Below are 16476 nucleotides of genomic sequence, written 5' to 3' on the forward strand. Positions count from 1 at the left end.
TGGTATTATTGCAATAAATGCATTTATGTTATGAAGAGGTTCACTTGATGAGTACACCGGTAGCTGCAGCCCAGGACAATGCTTCTACGCTGCGTCTCTTGCAATTGGTTCCCGAAGCCTTGCCTACGTTCCGCGTGGACGTCACTACCTTGTTTGGCGACTACCTGCCGCGCCACGGCATCGAATGCGAGCTGGTTGGCAAGCCCGTGCTGGGCGTATTGCCGGACCGCAGCGAAGGAACCCGATTCGCGCGCGTCAGGACAAGTAGCGCGCAGGGCGGGCGGCTGCGGAGGGAAGGGGCTTTTTTACTCACCTGCCTGAGTGCCTTGCTCAAGGTCAACCGCGCGACCTGCGACGTCATCCAGGTGCGCGACATGGTGTCGATCGGCTTGCTGGCGCTCGTCATTGCCCGCCTCAAGGGCATTCCCTTTGTCTTCTGGGTTTCCTTCCTCATGTGCGAGGCGCGCATTGCCAGGGCGCGGGCACAATTGGCGGCGCATGGCGGCTTGCGCAATCGCTTGATATTACTTAAAGGTTTGTTGGAGGAGTGTCTGCTGTACCGCGTCGTGTTACCAAGGGCGCAACACGTCTTCGTGCAAAGCGGGGCGATGCTGGAGATGATGCTGGAGAAGGGCATCCCGAAATCGCGCCTGAGCGCGGTACCCATGGGCGTCGACACGCAGGTGCTGGCCGCTGCGCCTGTGCAGGCGGAGCGTCCGCAAGGGTGGCAGCATGGACCGTTGATCGCCTATCTTGGGACGCTTGATCCCAGTCGCCAGATCGGACGCATGATCGAGGCGCTGGCCAGCGTGCGCGGCACCTATCCTGATGCGCGCCTGCTACTGATCGGCAGCGCCGGTTCGCCAGCGGAAACGGCTGCGCTGCAGGCACAGGTGGACGCTTCCGGCTTGGGCGCCGCCGTGCGCATTACCGGCTGGCTGCCATCGCGGCAAGCTTGGGCCTTGCTGGCCAGCGCCGATGCCGCCGTATCCTATTTTCCCCGTGGCTTGATCCATGACACCTGTTCGCCCACCAAGTTGCTGGAATACATGGCGCTGGGAATGCCGGTGGTGGCCAACGACAACCCCGATCAGGTACGCGTTCTCAAGGAGAGTGGCGCTGGCTGGCTGGTCGACAGTTCGACGCCGGCGATGGCGCAGGGACTACTCGACATCCTGGCCGATCCGGCAGCGGCGCGTGCCCGCGCGGCCAGCGGCCCGGGGTATATCGAGGCGACGCGCAGCTATCGCGTGATCGCGTCGGCCGTTGCCGCACAGTACCGGCGCCTGGTGCGCCGCTAGCGTTACTTCAGGCAGCGGGACGCCGGATCACGAAGCGGTGCTTGCCGTTCGCCTGCACCAGGAAGGGCGCGTTGTGAATGAAGTCCAGCTGCTCAAATGCCAGCGATGCGCCGATGCGTCGGCGATACTCGTCGTCGAGCGCCTGCCTGCCATTCGCTGTGCCATGCAGGTTGATTTCCAGGCGCTGCTCGTCGAACACCACTTGAAACGCGTGAATATGGGGGTCTTCGCGGAAAAGGTGGGTGAAAAATTCTGAATGGACGGCCGCGCCGTGCGGGTCGACCACCATGTCGTTCTGCCGCCCGCCGACTTCATCGATCAGTGGCAGGCTGCGGCCGCACGCGCACAGCCGGCTCGACATGCGCACCAGATCCCCCGTATCGCAGCGCGGCAGAAACATCGCGCGATTTGCCATGTCCGTCGAGATCAGCCGCCCATCAGGCAAGATTTCCGCGTGGCTACGCGACGAGATTAGGTGGAAGCCGTCGCGGTGCTCGCATTCGAAGGCTGAAACCCCAGCTTCGTTGCAGCCATACTGGCTGTAGCATGGCACGCCAAAGGCGGCTTCGATATCGGCCCGCATGGCCGGCGTCAGTACTTCTGCCGTACACACAATGCCGCGTAGCACGTGGTGCAGGCGCTGGCCAGATGCCAGCCTGTGCCGGGCCAACCGGTGGACGGCCGAGGCATAGCCGTACAGCAGCCGGAAGCCGCCCTGGCTCAGGTTAGCATCATATTCATCCATGCGTGCTGGCGACATGTCGAACGCGGACAGGACGCTGACATTCAGCAAGCGGTAGTAGATGCGCTGTTTGTAACCGGTGCCAAACAGGGAGGAGCCGGCAAGAAAAGCCACCTTGTCGCCCAACTGGTAGCCGGCCGCTTCCCAGGCGAGGAAAATGCCGGCCCACAGGTAGGACTGGGCTTCATTGCCTGTGTAGTACACCAGCGGTTCGCCCGTGGAGCCACCTGTTTTCTTGCGCACGACCTTGCCCTTGTAGTGGGGGTTGATCAGTTGTTCGCGATGGGTATTGATAAAACGCTTGTCCAGCACGGGCAGCGCTTCAAAATGGCTGACGTCGCGGAACAGGGGCAGGGCGTGCCGCATTGCATCAAAGTAGTCATTGAGCTGACTGCGCTCCCTGGCCTGCATGGTGGTATGGTCATCGTATTGCCAGTGGCGCAGTGTCTTGAGCAAGCCGATCGAATCGGTGCCGCGTGCAAGGTCGATCAATTTGTAGCGCAACGCTAAAGTCATTCTTGTACTCTCTATTCTTGCGCCGCACGGGAACGCTGTCCCCGTATGTGCAGCTAATTGCGTGTCTCGGGTCGGGTGTTGCTAGTCTGCACGCCGAACCTGTGATTCTTCCGTGCATGGCATGACAATTATTCATAATACAATATTTTTTTGACTGCTGTACGCATTCTGACGTATCCAGGCAAAGATGTCGCGTTCCGCGATTCGATTGAAAAAGTTAATTTTAAAGAAGTATTTTTGTTGTACAATAGTCACTCTTTATAAGCACAACAATAACAGTTTTGCTGTGGTGCAAAATGTATCGCGTGCGCGCTACGGGAATATGTGAGAATAAAAAAAATGCAATGGTTGTCGTAGTCCGACATGTACTGGATAAAAAATTTGGGGGCTGGATGAAGGCTGGATGCAAGGTACTGATGGTAGGCACCCATCCTGGCGGAAAGGGCGGCATCGCCACCGTTGTCGCTGTGCTGCAACAACAAGGTTTTTTTAAAGAGAACGCGGTGCGCTATATCGCCACGCATGCGCAAGGGGGGGGCGTGCGCAAGCTGGGCACGGCCATTGGCGCCGTGTGCACGGTAGCCTGGCTGTGTCTGACGCAGCGTCCGGCCATCGTGCATGTGCATTCTGCGTCGCGCGCCAGCTTTTACCGGAAATCATTGATATTGCTCACGGCGAGGCTGTTGGGCCGCAAGACGATCTTTCATTTGCATGGCGCCGAATTTCGGCAGTTTGCCAATGTCGAATCGGGCCCGCTGGCCCGCTGGTGGATACGCCGCACTCTGGCCAGCAGTTCCATGGTGGTGACTCTGTCGGAAAGCTGGAGCGGTTTCTTGCGTGAACTGGCGCCGACGGCCCGCCTGCGGGTGGTGGCCAATTCGGTCTCCATGCCGGTGCTGCAGGAGCCGGCGCGGGAAGAGGCGGGACGCATTCTGTTTCTGGGAAGGGCCGAAAAGCGCAAAGGCATCTTTGAATTGCTCGACGCTATTGCGCTGCTGAAGCAGGAGTATCCTGAAGTCATGCTGGTGATCGGCGGTGACGGCGACCTCCAGGAGATCGCGCTGACGGTAGAGCGCTTGCAGATCGGCGCGCATGTGAGCATTCTCGGCTGGATTGGCACGCAGGAACGCGACGAGCAATTGGCCCGCGCGGCGGTATTTACCCTGCCATCGCACGACGAGGGCTTGCCTATGTCGATGTTGGAAGCGATGGCCACTGGCAAGGCGATAGTCGTGACACCGGTCGGTGGAATTCCCGAAGCCGTCTATGACCAGGTCAATGGCTTGCTGGTGCCGCCGGGCGATGTTGAGGCGCTTGCCGCGGCATTTAGCCGTTTATTGACGGATATCACGCTGCGCCGCCGCATCGGAGAGCAGGCGCGTGCCACCGTCGCCGAGCGTTTTAGTACGCAAGTGGTAATGGCTCAGCTGGCCAGCCTTTACCGGGAGCTGGAAGGACCGGCGGCGCCGTAGCCAGGTGATGGATAGGCTTGCTGCTGGAGCGTAATGCCGCTGTCAGGATGGCCAGGTATCTGCCTGGCAAATATTGAATTTTTTGAAGGTTTTGTTATGACAACAATTGCAGTGATTGGCCTGGGCTACGTAGGCCTGCCCTTGGTCGTGGAGTTTGGCAAGCTGGGGCGTACCATTGGCTTTGATATTTCCGTCGAGAAAGTTCAGTCTTGCCAGCGCGGCACGGATCCCTCGCGCGAACTGAGCGACCAGCAAATGGCCGCGGCCGTGCAGGCCGAGTATTCGTCCGAGCCGCAAATACTGGCCGAGGCCGATATTATCATCGTGGCCGTGCCGACCCCCGTCGACCAGGCCCATAATCCGGACTTCTCGCCCTTGATCGGCGCCAGCCGCACGGTGGGCCAGTACCTGAAAAAGGGCGCCATCGTCGTCTATGAATCGACCGTGTATCCGGGCGCGACCGAAGAGGTGTGCATCCCCGTGCTGGAAGAGGTCTCCGGCTTGAAGTGGAAGCAGGACTTTTTTGTCGGCTATTCCCCCGAGCGTATCAATCCGGGCGACCGCAAGCATATGTTGACGAATGTCATCAAAGTGGTCTCGGGCGATACGCCGCAGACGCTCGAGCGTGTTGCCACCATGTATGAAAGCATCGTCGAGCCGGGTGTGCACCGCTGCTCCAGCATCAAGGCGGCGGAGGCTTGCAAGGTGATCGAAAACACCCAGCGCGATCTGAATATCGCGCTGATGAACGAGTTGGCGATCATTTTCGACAAAATCGGCATCGATACGTCGGAAGTGCTGAAGGCGGCCGGCACCAAGTGGAATTTCCTGAAGTTCTCGCCGGGCCTCGTGGGTGGCCATTGCATCGGGGTCGACCCGTACTACCTGACGCACAAGGCGGAAATGCTCGGCTATCACCCGCAGGTGATTCTGGCCGGGCGCCGCATCAACGATGGCATGGGCAAGTATATCGCCGAGCAGACCATCAAGAACATGATCGCCTCGGGCAGCTACATCAAGGGCGCCCGCGTCAACGTGCTGGGCCTGACGTTCAAGGAAAACTGCGCCGACCTGCGCAATTCGAAGGTGGGCGACGTCATCCGCGAACTGAAAACCTACGGCGTGGAAGTATTCGTGCACGATCCATATGCGGAACAGGAAGAGGCGATGCACGAGTATGGCGTGCGCCTGTTCAGCTGGGAAGAACTGCCGCGTGCCGACGCGATCGTGGCGGCCGTATCGCATCAGCAATTGCTCGATCTGCCGGTGGAAGAGTTGCAACGCAAGCTGATCAAGAGCGGCTGCTTCATCGACGTCAAGGCGTGTTTCGACCAGCAGGCGCTGGAAGAGGCAGGCATCAAGGTCTGGCGCCTGTAAGGGCCGGCGCCGCGCAGCAGCGCGGCATCTTTTTTCATTGTTGCAAGGGTAATTCATGCGTATCTGGTTTGAACTGACCAACTCGCCGCACATCAATATGTTTGCGGCCATGATCCGCGAACTGGAACGCGAACACGAGGTCGTGATCACGTGCCGGCCGCTGGCCAATACGGTCGAGCTGCTCGACTTGCATGGCTTTAAGTACACGGTGGTGGGCAAGCATTACGGCGGCCAGCTGTCGGCCAAGCTGTTTGGTTTCCCCGTGCGCGTCTACCAGCTGTGCCGCTTTTTGAGCGGCAAGAAAATCGACGTGGCGATCTCGCAGAGCTCTTTCCATTCGCCGGTGGCGGCACGCCTGATGGGCATCCGCTCCATCTACATGAACGATAACGAGCATGCGGCAGGCAATATCCCCGCGTTCTTGTTTGCCAACCGCATCATGGTGCCGGAGTTTCTCGGCATGGAAAAACTCAAGAAGCAGTGGGCCAATCCGCGCAAGGTCTTGCATTATCCGGGCGTCAAGGAAGGGATTTACCTGTGGGAACTTGATCAGCGCCTCGGCGCCAAGGGAGTGCAGCAGCGGGCAGGGCGCGCGCGGCACGTGGTGTATATCCGTCCGGAACCATGGACGGCCCAGTATTACAAGGGCAGCCGCAACTTCCTTGATGAGTTGCTGTTGGGTATGAAAGACCGGGTCGATATCGTGTTATTGCCGCGAGGAAAAGAGCAGGGCGTGCATTACCAGGATCCCAAGTTTGCTGGCGTGCGCGTGGTCACCACTGCCCTCGACATCGCCGATATCGCGCCCGATTGCGACCTGTTCATCGGCGCCGGCGGCACCATGACGCGCGAGATGGCCGTGCTGGGCATTCCCACCATCTCCGTTTACCAGGATGCCTTGCTCGACGTCGACCGCCACCTGCTGGAGGTAGGTGCCTTCGAACACCGGCCCGACCTGACGGCTGCGCAGGCGCTGGCCTACCTGGACAGCGCCACGCAGCAACCACCGAATCGCAGCTTGCTGGAAAAGGGCCGCGCCGCGTATGACCTGGTCAAGCGGCAGCTCGTCAACGGCTAAATTTGATTAACAACATACGGGACGATGGCGGCACAGGCCGTCAGCGTCCCGGCAGCGCTAAAGGACAGGACAATATGATACGCCTCGCAGTAGTAGGCTTGGGCAAGATGGGCTTGTCCCATCACTCGATGATCAATGCACATCCCGGTGTCACGCTGGCGGCCGTCTGCGACGCCACCGGCTACATGCTCGACATCCTGGGTAAATATACGGGCGTCAAGACCTATACGGACTTCGACCTCATGCTCAATGAACAGGAACTCGATGCCGTGATCATCGCGACGCCGTCCAGCATGCACGGCAAGATGGTGCTGGCCGCGCTGAACAAGAATATTCACGTGTTTTGCGAAAAGCCTTTCTGCCTCGATACCGAGGAAGGCGAGCAGGCGACCCGCCTGGCGGCGGAAAAAGGCCTGGTCAACCAGGTCGGCTACCACTACCGCTTCGTCGGCGCCTTCCAGGAGGTCAAGCGCCTGCTGGACCTGGGTGTGATCGGTGAAGTGACGCATATGCTGGCCGAGGCCTATGGCCCGGTAGTGCTGAAGCCGAAAGGCTCCACCTGGCGTACCCAGCGTTCGGAAGGCGGCGGTTGCCTGTATGACTATGCGGCCCATCCGCTGAACCTGCTGAACTGGTATTTCGGCGCGCCGCGCGGCGTGGGCGGCTCCGTACTCAACAAGATTTTCTCCGCTGACACGGACGATGAAGTGTTTTCCACCCTGTATTACGCCGATGGCAAGAGCGCCCAGCTGTCCGTCAACTGGAGCGACGAATCCTACCGCAAGATGTCGACGAAGATCAGCGTGTGGGGCAAGAATGGCCGCATCACCGCCGACCGCCAGGAAGTCCAGGTCTACCTGCGCGACGCCAGCGGCGCACCGGAAGGCTATGGCGAAGGCTGGACCGTGCGCAATACCACGGAATTGACGGAACCGGTCGACTTTTACCTGCGCGGCGAGGAATACTCGGCCCAGCTCGATTACTTCGTCCGTTGCATCGTCGACAAGCGCGCGGACGACAATGTCAACTCGTTCGCCTCGGCGCTGGCGACCGACCGCGTGATCTCGATGCTGATCGCCGACGCGGAAAAAGGTCCTGGCGTGCTGTCCGGCGATGCCTTGCCAGAACAGCCGAAAAAGAAAAAAGGTTTCTTTTTTGGCCGCTGACATGCCGCGCAGCAGGATTTCGATACGAAATATGAATGGAGCAGGAAATGGATCAACTCGATCGTTTGTTATTTGGTGATAATCAGTTCTTCGGTGTGAATCATATGTCGGAGGAAAAAGCGCGGGCCCAGGCCATGCGTTTCCAGGATATCAAGGCCGTTATCAGTGTGCTCGATAATGCTTACGATGAAGGGGTGAAATCCTTCATGTGCACGACCCATGACCGTATCGCACAGGTGTGCGATCACATGCGTGCCGACCCGGTGCGCTACAAGGACTTCAAATTCATGCCTTGCATGCCGTATGCCCACAAATATGCGAATGCCGTCACGGAAGACGGCATCATGGGCGCGCTCAAGCGTTTTACGCCCGATGAAGGCTTCCTGAATGCCGCCCTGCGTGGCGGCAAGGCATTGGCGACCAAGGATATCGAAGGCATCATTACCCTGCTGGTGGATGCGGAAATGAAGATGTTTGCCGGCCTGAATACGCCCGTGATCTTCCTGCAGAACGTGGTGGTCGACCTGCTGCTGGGCCTGGGCTTCAAGGACGCCTTCTCGATCTTCGCCAACCACGTGCGCAAGCGCTACAACGCCGAGCCCGGCTTCATCACGATGAACCTGCCGATGCTGCTCGACGTGCTCGAAGAGCAGGGCATCGACAATCCCATCGTCTGCTCGAACATCAACAAGGTGGGCTTCCGCATGTCCGGCGGCTTCGATGCCTACCAGAGCGCCTTGCGCGACCGCAAGTTCCGCGCGATCGCCATGTCCGTCTTCGCCTCGGGCGCGATCGCTCCCGAAGAAGCGATCGAATGGGTGTGCCAGCAGCCGAACATCGAATCCATCGTCTTTGGCGCCTCCAGCCGCGGCAATATCCGCAATACGCGCGAACTGGTGGACCGCTACTGGCCAGTGGCACAGGGGGAGGCATCATGAAGACGGTCTACCTGGTGGCCGGCGCACGGCCCAATTTCATGAAGATCGCGCCTATCGTGCGCGCGTTGCAAGGCCATGCGCGCCTGGCATTCAAGATCATCCACACGGGCCAGCACTATGACCGCGAGATGAACGACGTGTTTTTCGAAGAGTTGGGCATTCCCGAACCGGACGTCTTCATGGCGGCAGGCGGCGGCACGCACGCGGAACAGACGGGCAAGATCATGCTGGCCTTCGAACAGCTATGCAAGGCCGAACGGCCTGCCGCCGTGCTGGTGGTGGGCGACGTCAATTCCACGCTGGCTTGCTCCATCGCGGCGAAAAAGCTCGGCATTCCCGTGGCACACGTGGAGGCCGGCCTGCGCAGCGGCGACATGGGCATGCCGGAAGAGATCAACCGTCTCGTGACGGACAGTATCTCGGACTGGTTCTTCGTTACCGAGCCGAGCGCCGTCGAGCATTTGCGGCGCGAAGGCAAGCCGGATGCCGCCGTGCATTACGTGGGTCACGTAATGGTCGACAACGTGCTGTACCAGGCTGAAAAGCTGGGCCGCGAATCGCCGCGGCAATTTGAGGCGTCGGCCTTCAAGGCGGCGCACAGCGGCGCTGGAGCCCGCTATGGCGTGGTGACCCTGCATCGTCCGAGCAATGTCGACAGCGCCGAAGACATGCGCAAGGTGGCTGGCGCGCTGGTCGAGATCGCCGCAGAACTACCCCTGATCTTTCCCGTGCATCCGCGTACGCGCGCCAACCTCGACAAGTTTGGCATCGACCTGGGGCCGAACATCACGCTGGTGGGGCCGCAAAGCTACATGGCCTTCCTCGACCTGTGGAAGGATGCGGCGCTGGTGCTGACCGACAGCGGCGGCTTGCAGGAAGAAACTACTGCGCTGGGCGTGCCTTGCATCACCATCCGCGAAAACACGGAGCGTCCCATTACCGTCGACGAGGGCAGCAATGTCCTGGCTGGCACGGATCCGCTGCGCATCGTGGCCGAGGCGCGCAAGGTGCTGCGCGGCGAAGGCAAGCAGGGCCGCCGTCCGTATCTGTGGGATGGCCAGGCCGCGCAGCGCATCGTGGCGCAACTGGACCAGGAACTGGCATAGGCAGCGGCAGGCAAGGGATAGGCTGAAAGAGGATTGGACGGGCGCACAGGGCGGACATGGATAGCGCCGCCCATGCGCTTGCAAGATGGCCGATGGCTGGCGATACGCCGGCCGGGCGCCGCATCCACCCCAAACAACGATGGAAAGCGATCGACGATGAAAGCAATGATACTGGCTGCAGGCAAGGGCACTCGCGTGCGCCCTCTGACCTATGATTTACCGAAACCGATGATACCCATCCTGGGCAAGCCGGTGATGGCTTACCTGGTCGAGCATCTGTCCCGTTACGGCATTACCGAAATCATGGTCAATGTCAGCTATCTGCATGAAAAAATCGAGGAGTATTTCGGCGAGGGGCACCAGTTCGGCGTGCAGATCGGCTATTCCTTCGAAGGTTACACGAATGACGCAGGCGAAGTCGTGCCCGAGCCGCTGGGGTCGGCAGGCGGCATGAAGAAGATCCAGGAATTCGGTAACTTTTTCGATGAAACCACCATCGTGCTATGCGGCGATGCCTTGATCGACCTCGACATCAAGTCTGCCCTGTTCGAACACCGCCGCAAGGGCGCGCTGGCGTCCGTCATCACGCTCGAAGTGCCGTGGGACAAGGTGTCGAGCTATGGCGTGGTGGTCAGCGATGCCGACGGCCGTATCCGCGCCTTCCAGGAAAAACCGGCGCAGCCTGATGCGTTGTCCAATTGCGTCAGCACGGGCATCTATATTTTCGAACCCGAAGTGCTGGAACTGATTCCCAGTGACCGGCCGTTCGATATCGGCTCGGAACTGTTCCCCCTGCTGGTCGAGAAGGGATTGCCTTTCTATGCGCAAAAACGCAACTACAACTGGATCGATATCGGCAGCGTCAAGGATTACTGGGAAGTGCTGCAAAGCGTGCTGATGGGGGAAGTGGCCCAGCTGGACGTGCCCGGTATCCAGATCGACGACGGCCTGTGGGTCGGCTTGAATACCAGCATCGACTGGAGTGGCGGCACGCGCATCGAAGGCCCCGTCTACATCGGTTCGGGCAGCCGCATCGAGGCGGGCGCGACGATCATCGGACCGACGTGGATTGGCCACGGCAGTCACGTGTGCGCGGGCGCCGAAGTGGTGCGCAGCGTGCTGTTCGAGTACACGCGCGTGCTGCCCGGCGTGGTGCTCGATGAAATGATCGTCTTCAAGGATTACAGCGTCGACCGGGCCGGCGAGATGCGGCACGCATCGCAGTATGAGCCCGATGCCTGGGCCAATGCGCGCGACCGGCGCAACCGCCGGCGTGCCGAGATGTCCACGCAACTGCGCGCAGTCAAATAACCAGGAGCCCCGACATGAACATCTATCCAGTGATCTTGTCGGGAGGCTCCGGTAGCCGTCTATGGCCGCTGTCGCGCCAGGCGCTGCCCAAGCAATTGTTGCCGCTGGTATCAAGCCAGACGCTGCTGCAGGAAACCGTGTTGCGCGTGCGGGACCTGGGCGATGTCGGGCTGGCGGTCATGCCGCCGCTGCTGGTGTGCGGCAATGAGCACCGTTTCATGGTGGCTGAACAGCTGCGCCAGGTCGGCGTCGCGCCGCTGGCCATTCTGCTGGAGCCGCTGGGACGCAACACGGCACCGGCCGTGGCGGTCGCCGCGCAATATCTGCTGGCGCACGATGCCGATGCCCTGATGCTGGTCATGCCGGCCGACCATCTGGTCGGCGACGTGGCCGCGTTTCACCAGGCGATCGCGCAAGCCGCGCCGCTGGCCGACGCGGGCGCGCTGGCCACCTTCGGCATCTTGCCGACCGCCGCCGAGACGGGCTACGGCTATATCCTTGCCGGCGCCTCCCTGCCTGGTTCGGCGCAAGGACGGCAGGTCGAGCGCTTCGTGGAAAAACCGGACTTGCCCACAGCCCGCGCATTTCTTTCCGATGGCCGTTACCTGTGGAACAGCGGCATGTTCCTGTTGCGCGCCGCCGCCTGTCTCGGCGAGTTGCGGATGCTGGAACCTGCCATGCTGGGGGACTGCGAGCTGGCCGTCGCGCACGGCTGCCGCGACCTCGACTTTTTTCGCCTCGATCCTGCCGCCTTTGCCCGCTGCCGCAGCGTTTCGATCGACCATGCAGTGATGGAACACACGCAGCGGGCCGTGGTCGTGCCGGCCGCCATCGGCTGGAGCGATATCGGTTCCTGGTCGGCCTTGTGGCAAGCCTTGCCCGGCGACGAGCATGGCAATGTCGTGCGCGGCGATACCTATCTCGATGGCGTGCACAATTGCCTGGTGCGTGCCGGCAGCCGCATGCTGGCCGTACTCGGGGTGGATGACCTGGTGATCGTCGAGACCGATGACGCCGTGCTGGTTGCGCACCGCGACCAGGTGCAGCGCGTGCGGCAGGTGGTCGAGCACCTGGAGCGGCATGCGCGCACGGAACACGTCCAGCACCGCCTCGTGTACCGGCCTTGGGGCAGCTACGAAGGCATCGATATGGGCGAGCGCTTCCAGGTCAAGCGCATCGTCGTCAATCCCGGCGGGCAACTGTCGCTGCAGATGCACCATCACCGCGCCGAGCATTGGGTAGTCGTGCGCGGCACGGCCCGGGTCACCTGTGGCGAGACTGTCAAATTACTGACGGAAAACGAATCCACCTACATTCCCATCGGTATGACGCATCGCCTGGAAAACCCCGGCAAGCTGCCGCTGCACCTGATCGAGGTGCAGACCGGCAGTTATCTGGGAGAGGACGATATCGTGCGCTATGCCGATGCCTACCAGCGCGCCTGAGGCTCAGGGCACGCGGTGCATTACGTCCGGCGTGCAGCCGCTCTTGACGACCTTGCCAGGGTTGCCCACCACGATGGAATACGGCGGGATGTCTTCCGTGACGACGGCGCCGCCTCCGATGCGGCTGCCGCGCCCGATGGTGATGCCGCCCGTGATGATGGCGTGCGGGCCGACCCACACCTCATCTTCCAGGGTCGGGTAGCCGGTGACGCGCTGGCCATCCCTGGCAATGCGGTCGCGACGGCCCAGCGTGACGCCATGGAACAGCGTGACATTGCGGCCGATGACGGCACCCGGGCTCATCACCATGCCCCAGCCATGCGTGAGGGCAAATCCGGGGCCTATCTGCGCCCTCCAAGGGAAATCCACCCCCGCCTGGCTGGCCGCATAACGATGCACGAGCTTGCAGAATGGAAGAAATACGGGCCACAGGCCGCGCGCCTGCGATACCGCCTGGCAGAGGCGGGCGGTGGCGACGACACGGAAGGTTCTACTGCGCAAGATTTCCTTGAAGGTCAAGGGCCAGCTGCTGCGACCGAATAGCCGATACGTGTCTGCCTTTAATGCTGTCCAGGTTGTCATACATTCACCACGTCTTCCCTCCTGTTGTCGTTGGTACTGATTATATCTTTACTATGTTTGCGCACGCCACGGTAACAAGCCGGCATCCGAATTTGATGCTATAAAGAAACTATTTATTAAAAAAAGAATAATCAAATAAATTGCTTTATGATATTATTCTTCTTGGTTAAATTAATTCAATTCCCGTAGGCAATTTATTGTCTGCAATTACGTTTGGTGGAATCGCATGAAGAAACATATTTGCTCAGCTGTGGCCACCGTGGCATTTGCCGGTGCCGCCCTGTTTTCCCAGGCAGCAGCCGCCGCCGTTGTCGACATCAGCTCCGTGCCGACGGCCGTGACGCTGGCGAATGGCGGATCGCTGACCTTTGGCGACAAGTTTAAATCCGGCAATAAAGACAACTTTTTCAACGACCACTTCACGTTCAACGTGGCACAGTTCAGCAATGTGAGCCTGGTGGTCACGTCGACCAGCACGAGCGCGGCGAATGGCTTGAACCTGACGGGCCTGGGCCTGTACGACAGCGCCAATCACAGCCTGTTGCAGGGCGCGCAGGTATTGACGGGCAAGGATGACAAGTGGACCTTGTCTTTTGCCAACCTGGCGGCCGGTTCCTATTACGTCAAGGTTAGCGGCAACCTCGTTTCGGGCGCGGGCGCCACCTTCAGCGGCAACGGCAGTCTGGTGTCGGCTGTGCCGGAACCGGCAAGCTACGGCATGCTGCTGGGTGGCCTGGGTCTGCTGGGCTTCCTGGCGCGCCGCCGCCAGAAGTCTGCCTGAGCATCGCTGCACCGCTTTCCTTCCGCATTTTTATCTTGCGGCCAGCCTGTGCCGGCCGCTGTTTCCTTGGTGAAAAGTATGAACAAAATTCTCAAATCCCTGTTCCTGGCGATCATGCTGGCCGGCAGCAGCCTGGGCGCGCAAGCCGCCCCCGTCGACATCAGCCACGCGCCTGTCGACCTGACGCAGGACTTGCTCGATTATTCGGGCAGCAACCTGTTCGGCTCGTTTACGCTGGCACCGGGCCAGTTGGCCGGCGTCGAGCACAATTTCTTCAGCGACAAATTCCTGTTCACCTTGACCGGTAGTAATGATTTTAGCGGCCTGGCCACTTCCCTGAAGCCCAGCCTGAACTCGGGCCTGACCTTGACGGGTTTCAGTCTGAAGAATGCCGGCGGCGTCGTCTTGCAAGGAACGCTGGACCTGTTGAACTTCACGGCGGCGGACCAGGCCTGGGTGCTTTCGTCGAACGCAGCGCCGCTGGGCGCCGGCGACTACTTCCTGGAAGTGAATGGCTACGTGGCCTCGGCGGCCGGCGGCAGCTATAGCGGCAACGTGTCCGTCAATCCCGTGCCGGAACCGGAAACCTATGCCATGTTGCTGGCAGGCCTGGGCCTTGTGGGTTTCATGGCGCGCCGCCGCAAGCAGCAGGCGTGATGGCCGTGGCGTGAACGGAAAAGCGGAGGCCTCGGCCTCCGTTTTTTTTTGCAGCGCTTCCGCGGCTATTTTCAAGGCTATAATTGTTGGCACCATGGGCGGCCGGCAAACGGCCGTTTTGATCAATCGCACGTGTATTTTTCCCGGTACCCCATTGCGTATTTCATTCTGTCTGTCGCTGGCATTGCTGGCCAGTAGCGCCCATGGCGCCGCACCCGGCTTGCAGCCGTCACAATTGGCCATCGTCATCAATGATGCTGAACCGAACAGTATCGAGGTGGGGGCGTATTACCGCCAGGCGCATGCCATTCCTGCCGCCAATATCGTGCATGTGCATATTCCAAACCGGCCGCGCAAGCTGAGCATGGACCAGTTCGCTCAACTGAAGGAGCGCATCGACGGCCAGCTGAAGCCAGGTATCCAGGCGGTGCTGATGGTATGGAGCGCGCCGTATGCGGTCGAATGCAATTCCATCACCTCGGCCTTTACCTTGGGATATGACGCCGGGCAGTGTTCGAAGAGCTGCGGCGCCGGCAAGCCCAGTACCTATTTCAACAGCGATACGGGCCAGTCATTCAGCCAGCTGGGCATGCGTCTGTCGATGTTGCTGCCCATCGATTTTGTCGAAGAGGCCAAGGCGGTCGTCGATCGCGGCACGGCCAGCGGTTTTGCCGTGCCGGCCGCCAGTGCCTATTACCTGAACACGAGCGAAGGCGCGCGCAACAGCCGCGCGGCATTTTTTCCACCGGCCGGAGTGGTGCGCCAACGCAAGCTGACGATCAAGAACATGAAGGCCGATGTGCTGGAAGGCGCACAGGACATCATGGTGTACCAGACGGGCATGGCGAAGGTGGACAAGCTCGATACCTTGCGTTTTCTGCCGGGCGCTCTGGCCGACCACCTGACGTCGTTTGGCGGCGATTTGCAGGGCACGGCGCAGATGAGCAGCCAGCGTTGGCTGGAAGCGGGCGCGACCGCCAGTTACGGCACCGTCAGCGAGCCCTGTAATTATTGGCAGAAATTTCCTAACCCCACGGTGCTGCTGCGCCGCTACCTGAGCGGCATGACGGCGCTCGAAGCGTACTGGGGCAGCGTCGCCTGGCCGGCGCAGGGGCTGTTCATCGGCGATCCTCTGGCGGCGCCCTACGCCAGCTTCCGCCGCTGACGGCATGCTGGCGTGATTGAAGGCAAAAAAAATGGCTCGTATGAGCCATCTTTTTTATGCCTTGCCGTTGCGGCGGCGGCCGATCCAGCTCAGCAGTCCCAGGCCTGCCAGCAACATCACATAGGTTTCCGGTTCCGGTACGGGAGGAATCGGCGGCACTACGACGCCACTGCCGCCCGTGCCGATCGCGCCGCCGCCGCTGCGGTCGAAACCGCCGCTGGCGCCTCCGCCGCCGACACCGCCGCCACCGGCCGGCGGCGCGATGCCGCCGCCAGACGAGACCAGCAGCGGTTCATACACGTCGCCGGCACGCAGGCTGCGGCCAGCTTGATAGCCACGGCCCTCGATGGCTGGTTCTTCCTGCGCATACACGAAATCGCGGCTGCCGAAATGGTGCTGGCCGGTGCTGGCCAGCAGGCTGGCATTGGCGCCGTATCCTGCATCGGCAGGCTGTCCCAGAGCGTTGGCCAGACGATGGCCATTGCCGGAAAATGCAGGCGTGCGCAATACCTGGTCTGACTCGCCGGTACCAAATTCGGGCGTCGAGCCAACGCCGTCATTGCTGCGCGCGCCAAAGTTGACGAAACCATTCGCCAGGCTGCAGGCGCTGCTTGAACTGTCGGGGTTGAATTCGGCGCCCTTGCCGCCGCCATCCGCATTGCCCGCTTCGCAGCGCTTGCTGTCCGCATTGGCCTGTGCCGCAACTGTCTGTGCCTGCGCCAATCCGGCCGTCATGAACAGGGCTGCCGCCATGGCGGCGCAGAAAACGGAGTATTGCTTGCGTGGTTTTAACATGGTCTATCTCTTCAGAATGCATGCGAGCGTCGCGCCGTGCGCTG

15 protein-coding genes are annotated in these 16476 nt (G+C 60.7%); 12 read left to right on the forward strand and 3 right to left on the reverse strand.

Annotated elements, in window-relative coordinates:
- Positions 1-47 precede the first annotated feature (47 nt).
- Positions 48-1301, forward strand: a complete 1254-nt coding sequence (locus JAB8_RS11705; RefSeq protein ID WP_175444759.1) for a glycosyltransferase — start codon at positions 48-50, stop codon at positions 1299-1301.
- Between the two features lie 7 nt (positions 1302-1308).
- Here the strand turns inward: JAB8_RS11705 and JAB8_RS11710 are convergent, their stop codons facing one another.
- A complete protein-coding gene (locus JAB8_RS11710) occupies positions 1309-2559 on the reverse strand; it encodes a phenylacetate--CoA ligase family protein (protein ID WP_139143018.1) in 1251 nt (416 codons plus the stop codon).
- 344 nt (positions 2560-2903) lie between these two features.
- Between JAB8_RS11710 and JAB8_RS11715 the strand changes: the two genes are divergently transcribed.
- From JAB8_RS11715 to JAB8_RS11750, 8 genes are all read left to right on the forward strand, one after another.
- Positions 2904-4031 carry a glycosyltransferase family 4 protein gene (locus tag JAB8_RS11715; protein ID WP_227742127.1) on the forward strand — a complete coding sequence of 376 codons (1128 nt, stop codon included), beginning with the start codon at positions 2904-2906 and terminating at the stop codon, positions 4029-4031.
- A 96-nt stretch (positions 4032-4127) separates the two neighbouring features.
- The gene (locus tag JAB8_RS11720; protein ID WP_070224576.1) at positions 4128-5408 is read left to right on the forward strand and encodes a nucleotide sugar dehydrogenase; all 1281 of its coding nucleotides are present in this window, start codon (positions 4128-4130) and stop codon (positions 5406-5408) included.
- Positions 5409-5463: 55 nt separating this feature from the next.
- Entirely contained in the window at positions 5464-6486 is a 1023-nt protein-coding gene (locus JAB8_RS11725) for a DUF354 domain-containing protein (RefSeq protein ID WP_070224575.1), read from the forward strand.
- Positions 6487-6560: 74 nt separating this feature from the next.
- Positions 6561-7652, forward strand: a complete 1092-nt coding sequence (locus JAB8_RS11730; protein WP_070289612.1) for a Gfo/Idh/MocA family oxidoreductase — start codon at positions 6561-6563, stop codon at positions 7650-7652.
- 47 nt (positions 7653-7699) lie between these two features.
- On the forward strand, positions 7700-8590 hold the full coding sequence (locus tag JAB8_RS11735; RefSeq protein ID WP_070289613.1) for a hypothetical protein: 891 nt from the start codon (positions 7700-7702) through the stop codon (positions 8588-8590).
- Entirely contained in the window at positions 8587-9696 is a 1110-nt protein-coding gene (gene wecB, locus JAB8_RS11740; RefSeq protein WP_070289614.1) for a UDP-N-acetylglucosamine 2-epimerase (non-hydrolyzing), read from the forward strand. Before JAB8_RS11735 ends, wecB begins: the two co-directional genes overlap by 4 nt.
- A 156-nt stretch (positions 9697-9852) precedes the next feature.
- Positions 9853-11007: an NDP-sugar synthase gene (locus tag JAB8_RS11745; protein ID WP_070289615.1), complete on the forward strand. Its 1155-nt coding sequence runs from the start codon at positions 9853-9855 to the stop codon at positions 11005-11007.
- Between the two features lie 14 nt (positions 11008-11021).
- Positions 11022-12452 carry a mannose-1-phosphate guanylyltransferase/mannose-6-phosphate isomerase gene (locus tag JAB8_RS11750; RefSeq protein WP_070289616.1) on the forward strand — a complete coding sequence of 477 codons (1431 nt, stop codon included), beginning with the start codon at positions 11022-11024 and terminating at the stop codon, positions 12450-12452.
- Between the two features lie 3 nt (positions 12453-12455).
- On the opposite strand, the gene JAB8_RS11755 is transcribed toward JAB8_RS11750, so the two are convergent.
- Positions 12456-12953 (reverse strand): serine acetyltransferase, encoded by a 498-nt coding sequence (locus tag JAB8_RS11755; RefSeq protein ID WP_240453560.1) that lies wholly within the window; start codon positions 12951-12953, stop codon positions 12456-12458.
- Positions 12954-13260: 307 nt separating this feature from the next.
- On the opposite strand from JAB8_RS11755, the gene JAB8_RS11760 reads away from it, so the two are divergent.
- The 3 genes from JAB8_RS11760 to JAB8_RS11770 all read left to right on the forward strand — a co-directional run bounded on the left by JAB8_RS11760 (position 13261) and on the right by JAB8_RS11770 (position 15637).
- Positions 13261-13815: an FxDxF family PEP-CTERM protein gene (locus JAB8_RS11760; RefSeq protein WP_070289617.1), complete on the forward strand. Its 555-nt coding sequence runs from the start codon at positions 13261-13263 to the stop codon at positions 13813-13815.
- 78 nt (positions 13816-13893) lie between these two features.
- Positions 13894-14472, forward strand: coding sequence for an FxDxF family PEP-CTERM protein (locus tag JAB8_RS11765; RefSeq protein ID WP_070224567.1), 579 nt, complete (start codon positions 13894-13896; stop codon positions 14470-14472).
- 154 nt (positions 14473-14626) lie between these two features.
- Entirely contained in the window at positions 14627-15637 is a 1011-nt protein-coding gene (locus tag JAB8_RS11770; protein WP_254679502.1) for a TIGR03790 family protein, read from the forward strand.
- Between the two features lie 54 nt (positions 15638-15691).
- Here JAB8_RS11770 and JAB8_RS29050 read toward each other — a convergent pair whose 3' ends face one another.
- Complete coding sequence (locus tag JAB8_RS29050; RefSeq protein WP_070289618.1) at positions 15692-16432, reverse strand: PEP-CTERM sorting domain-containing protein; 741 nt, start codon at positions 16430-16432, stop codon at positions 15692-15694.
- Positions 16433-16476 lie beyond the last annotated feature (44 nt).

This window comes from Janthinobacterium sp. HH106 (genome assembly GCF_001758725.1).
Classification (GTDB): domain Bacteria; phylum Pseudomonadota; class Gammaproteobacteria; order Burkholderiales; family Burkholderiaceae_D; genus Janthinobacterium.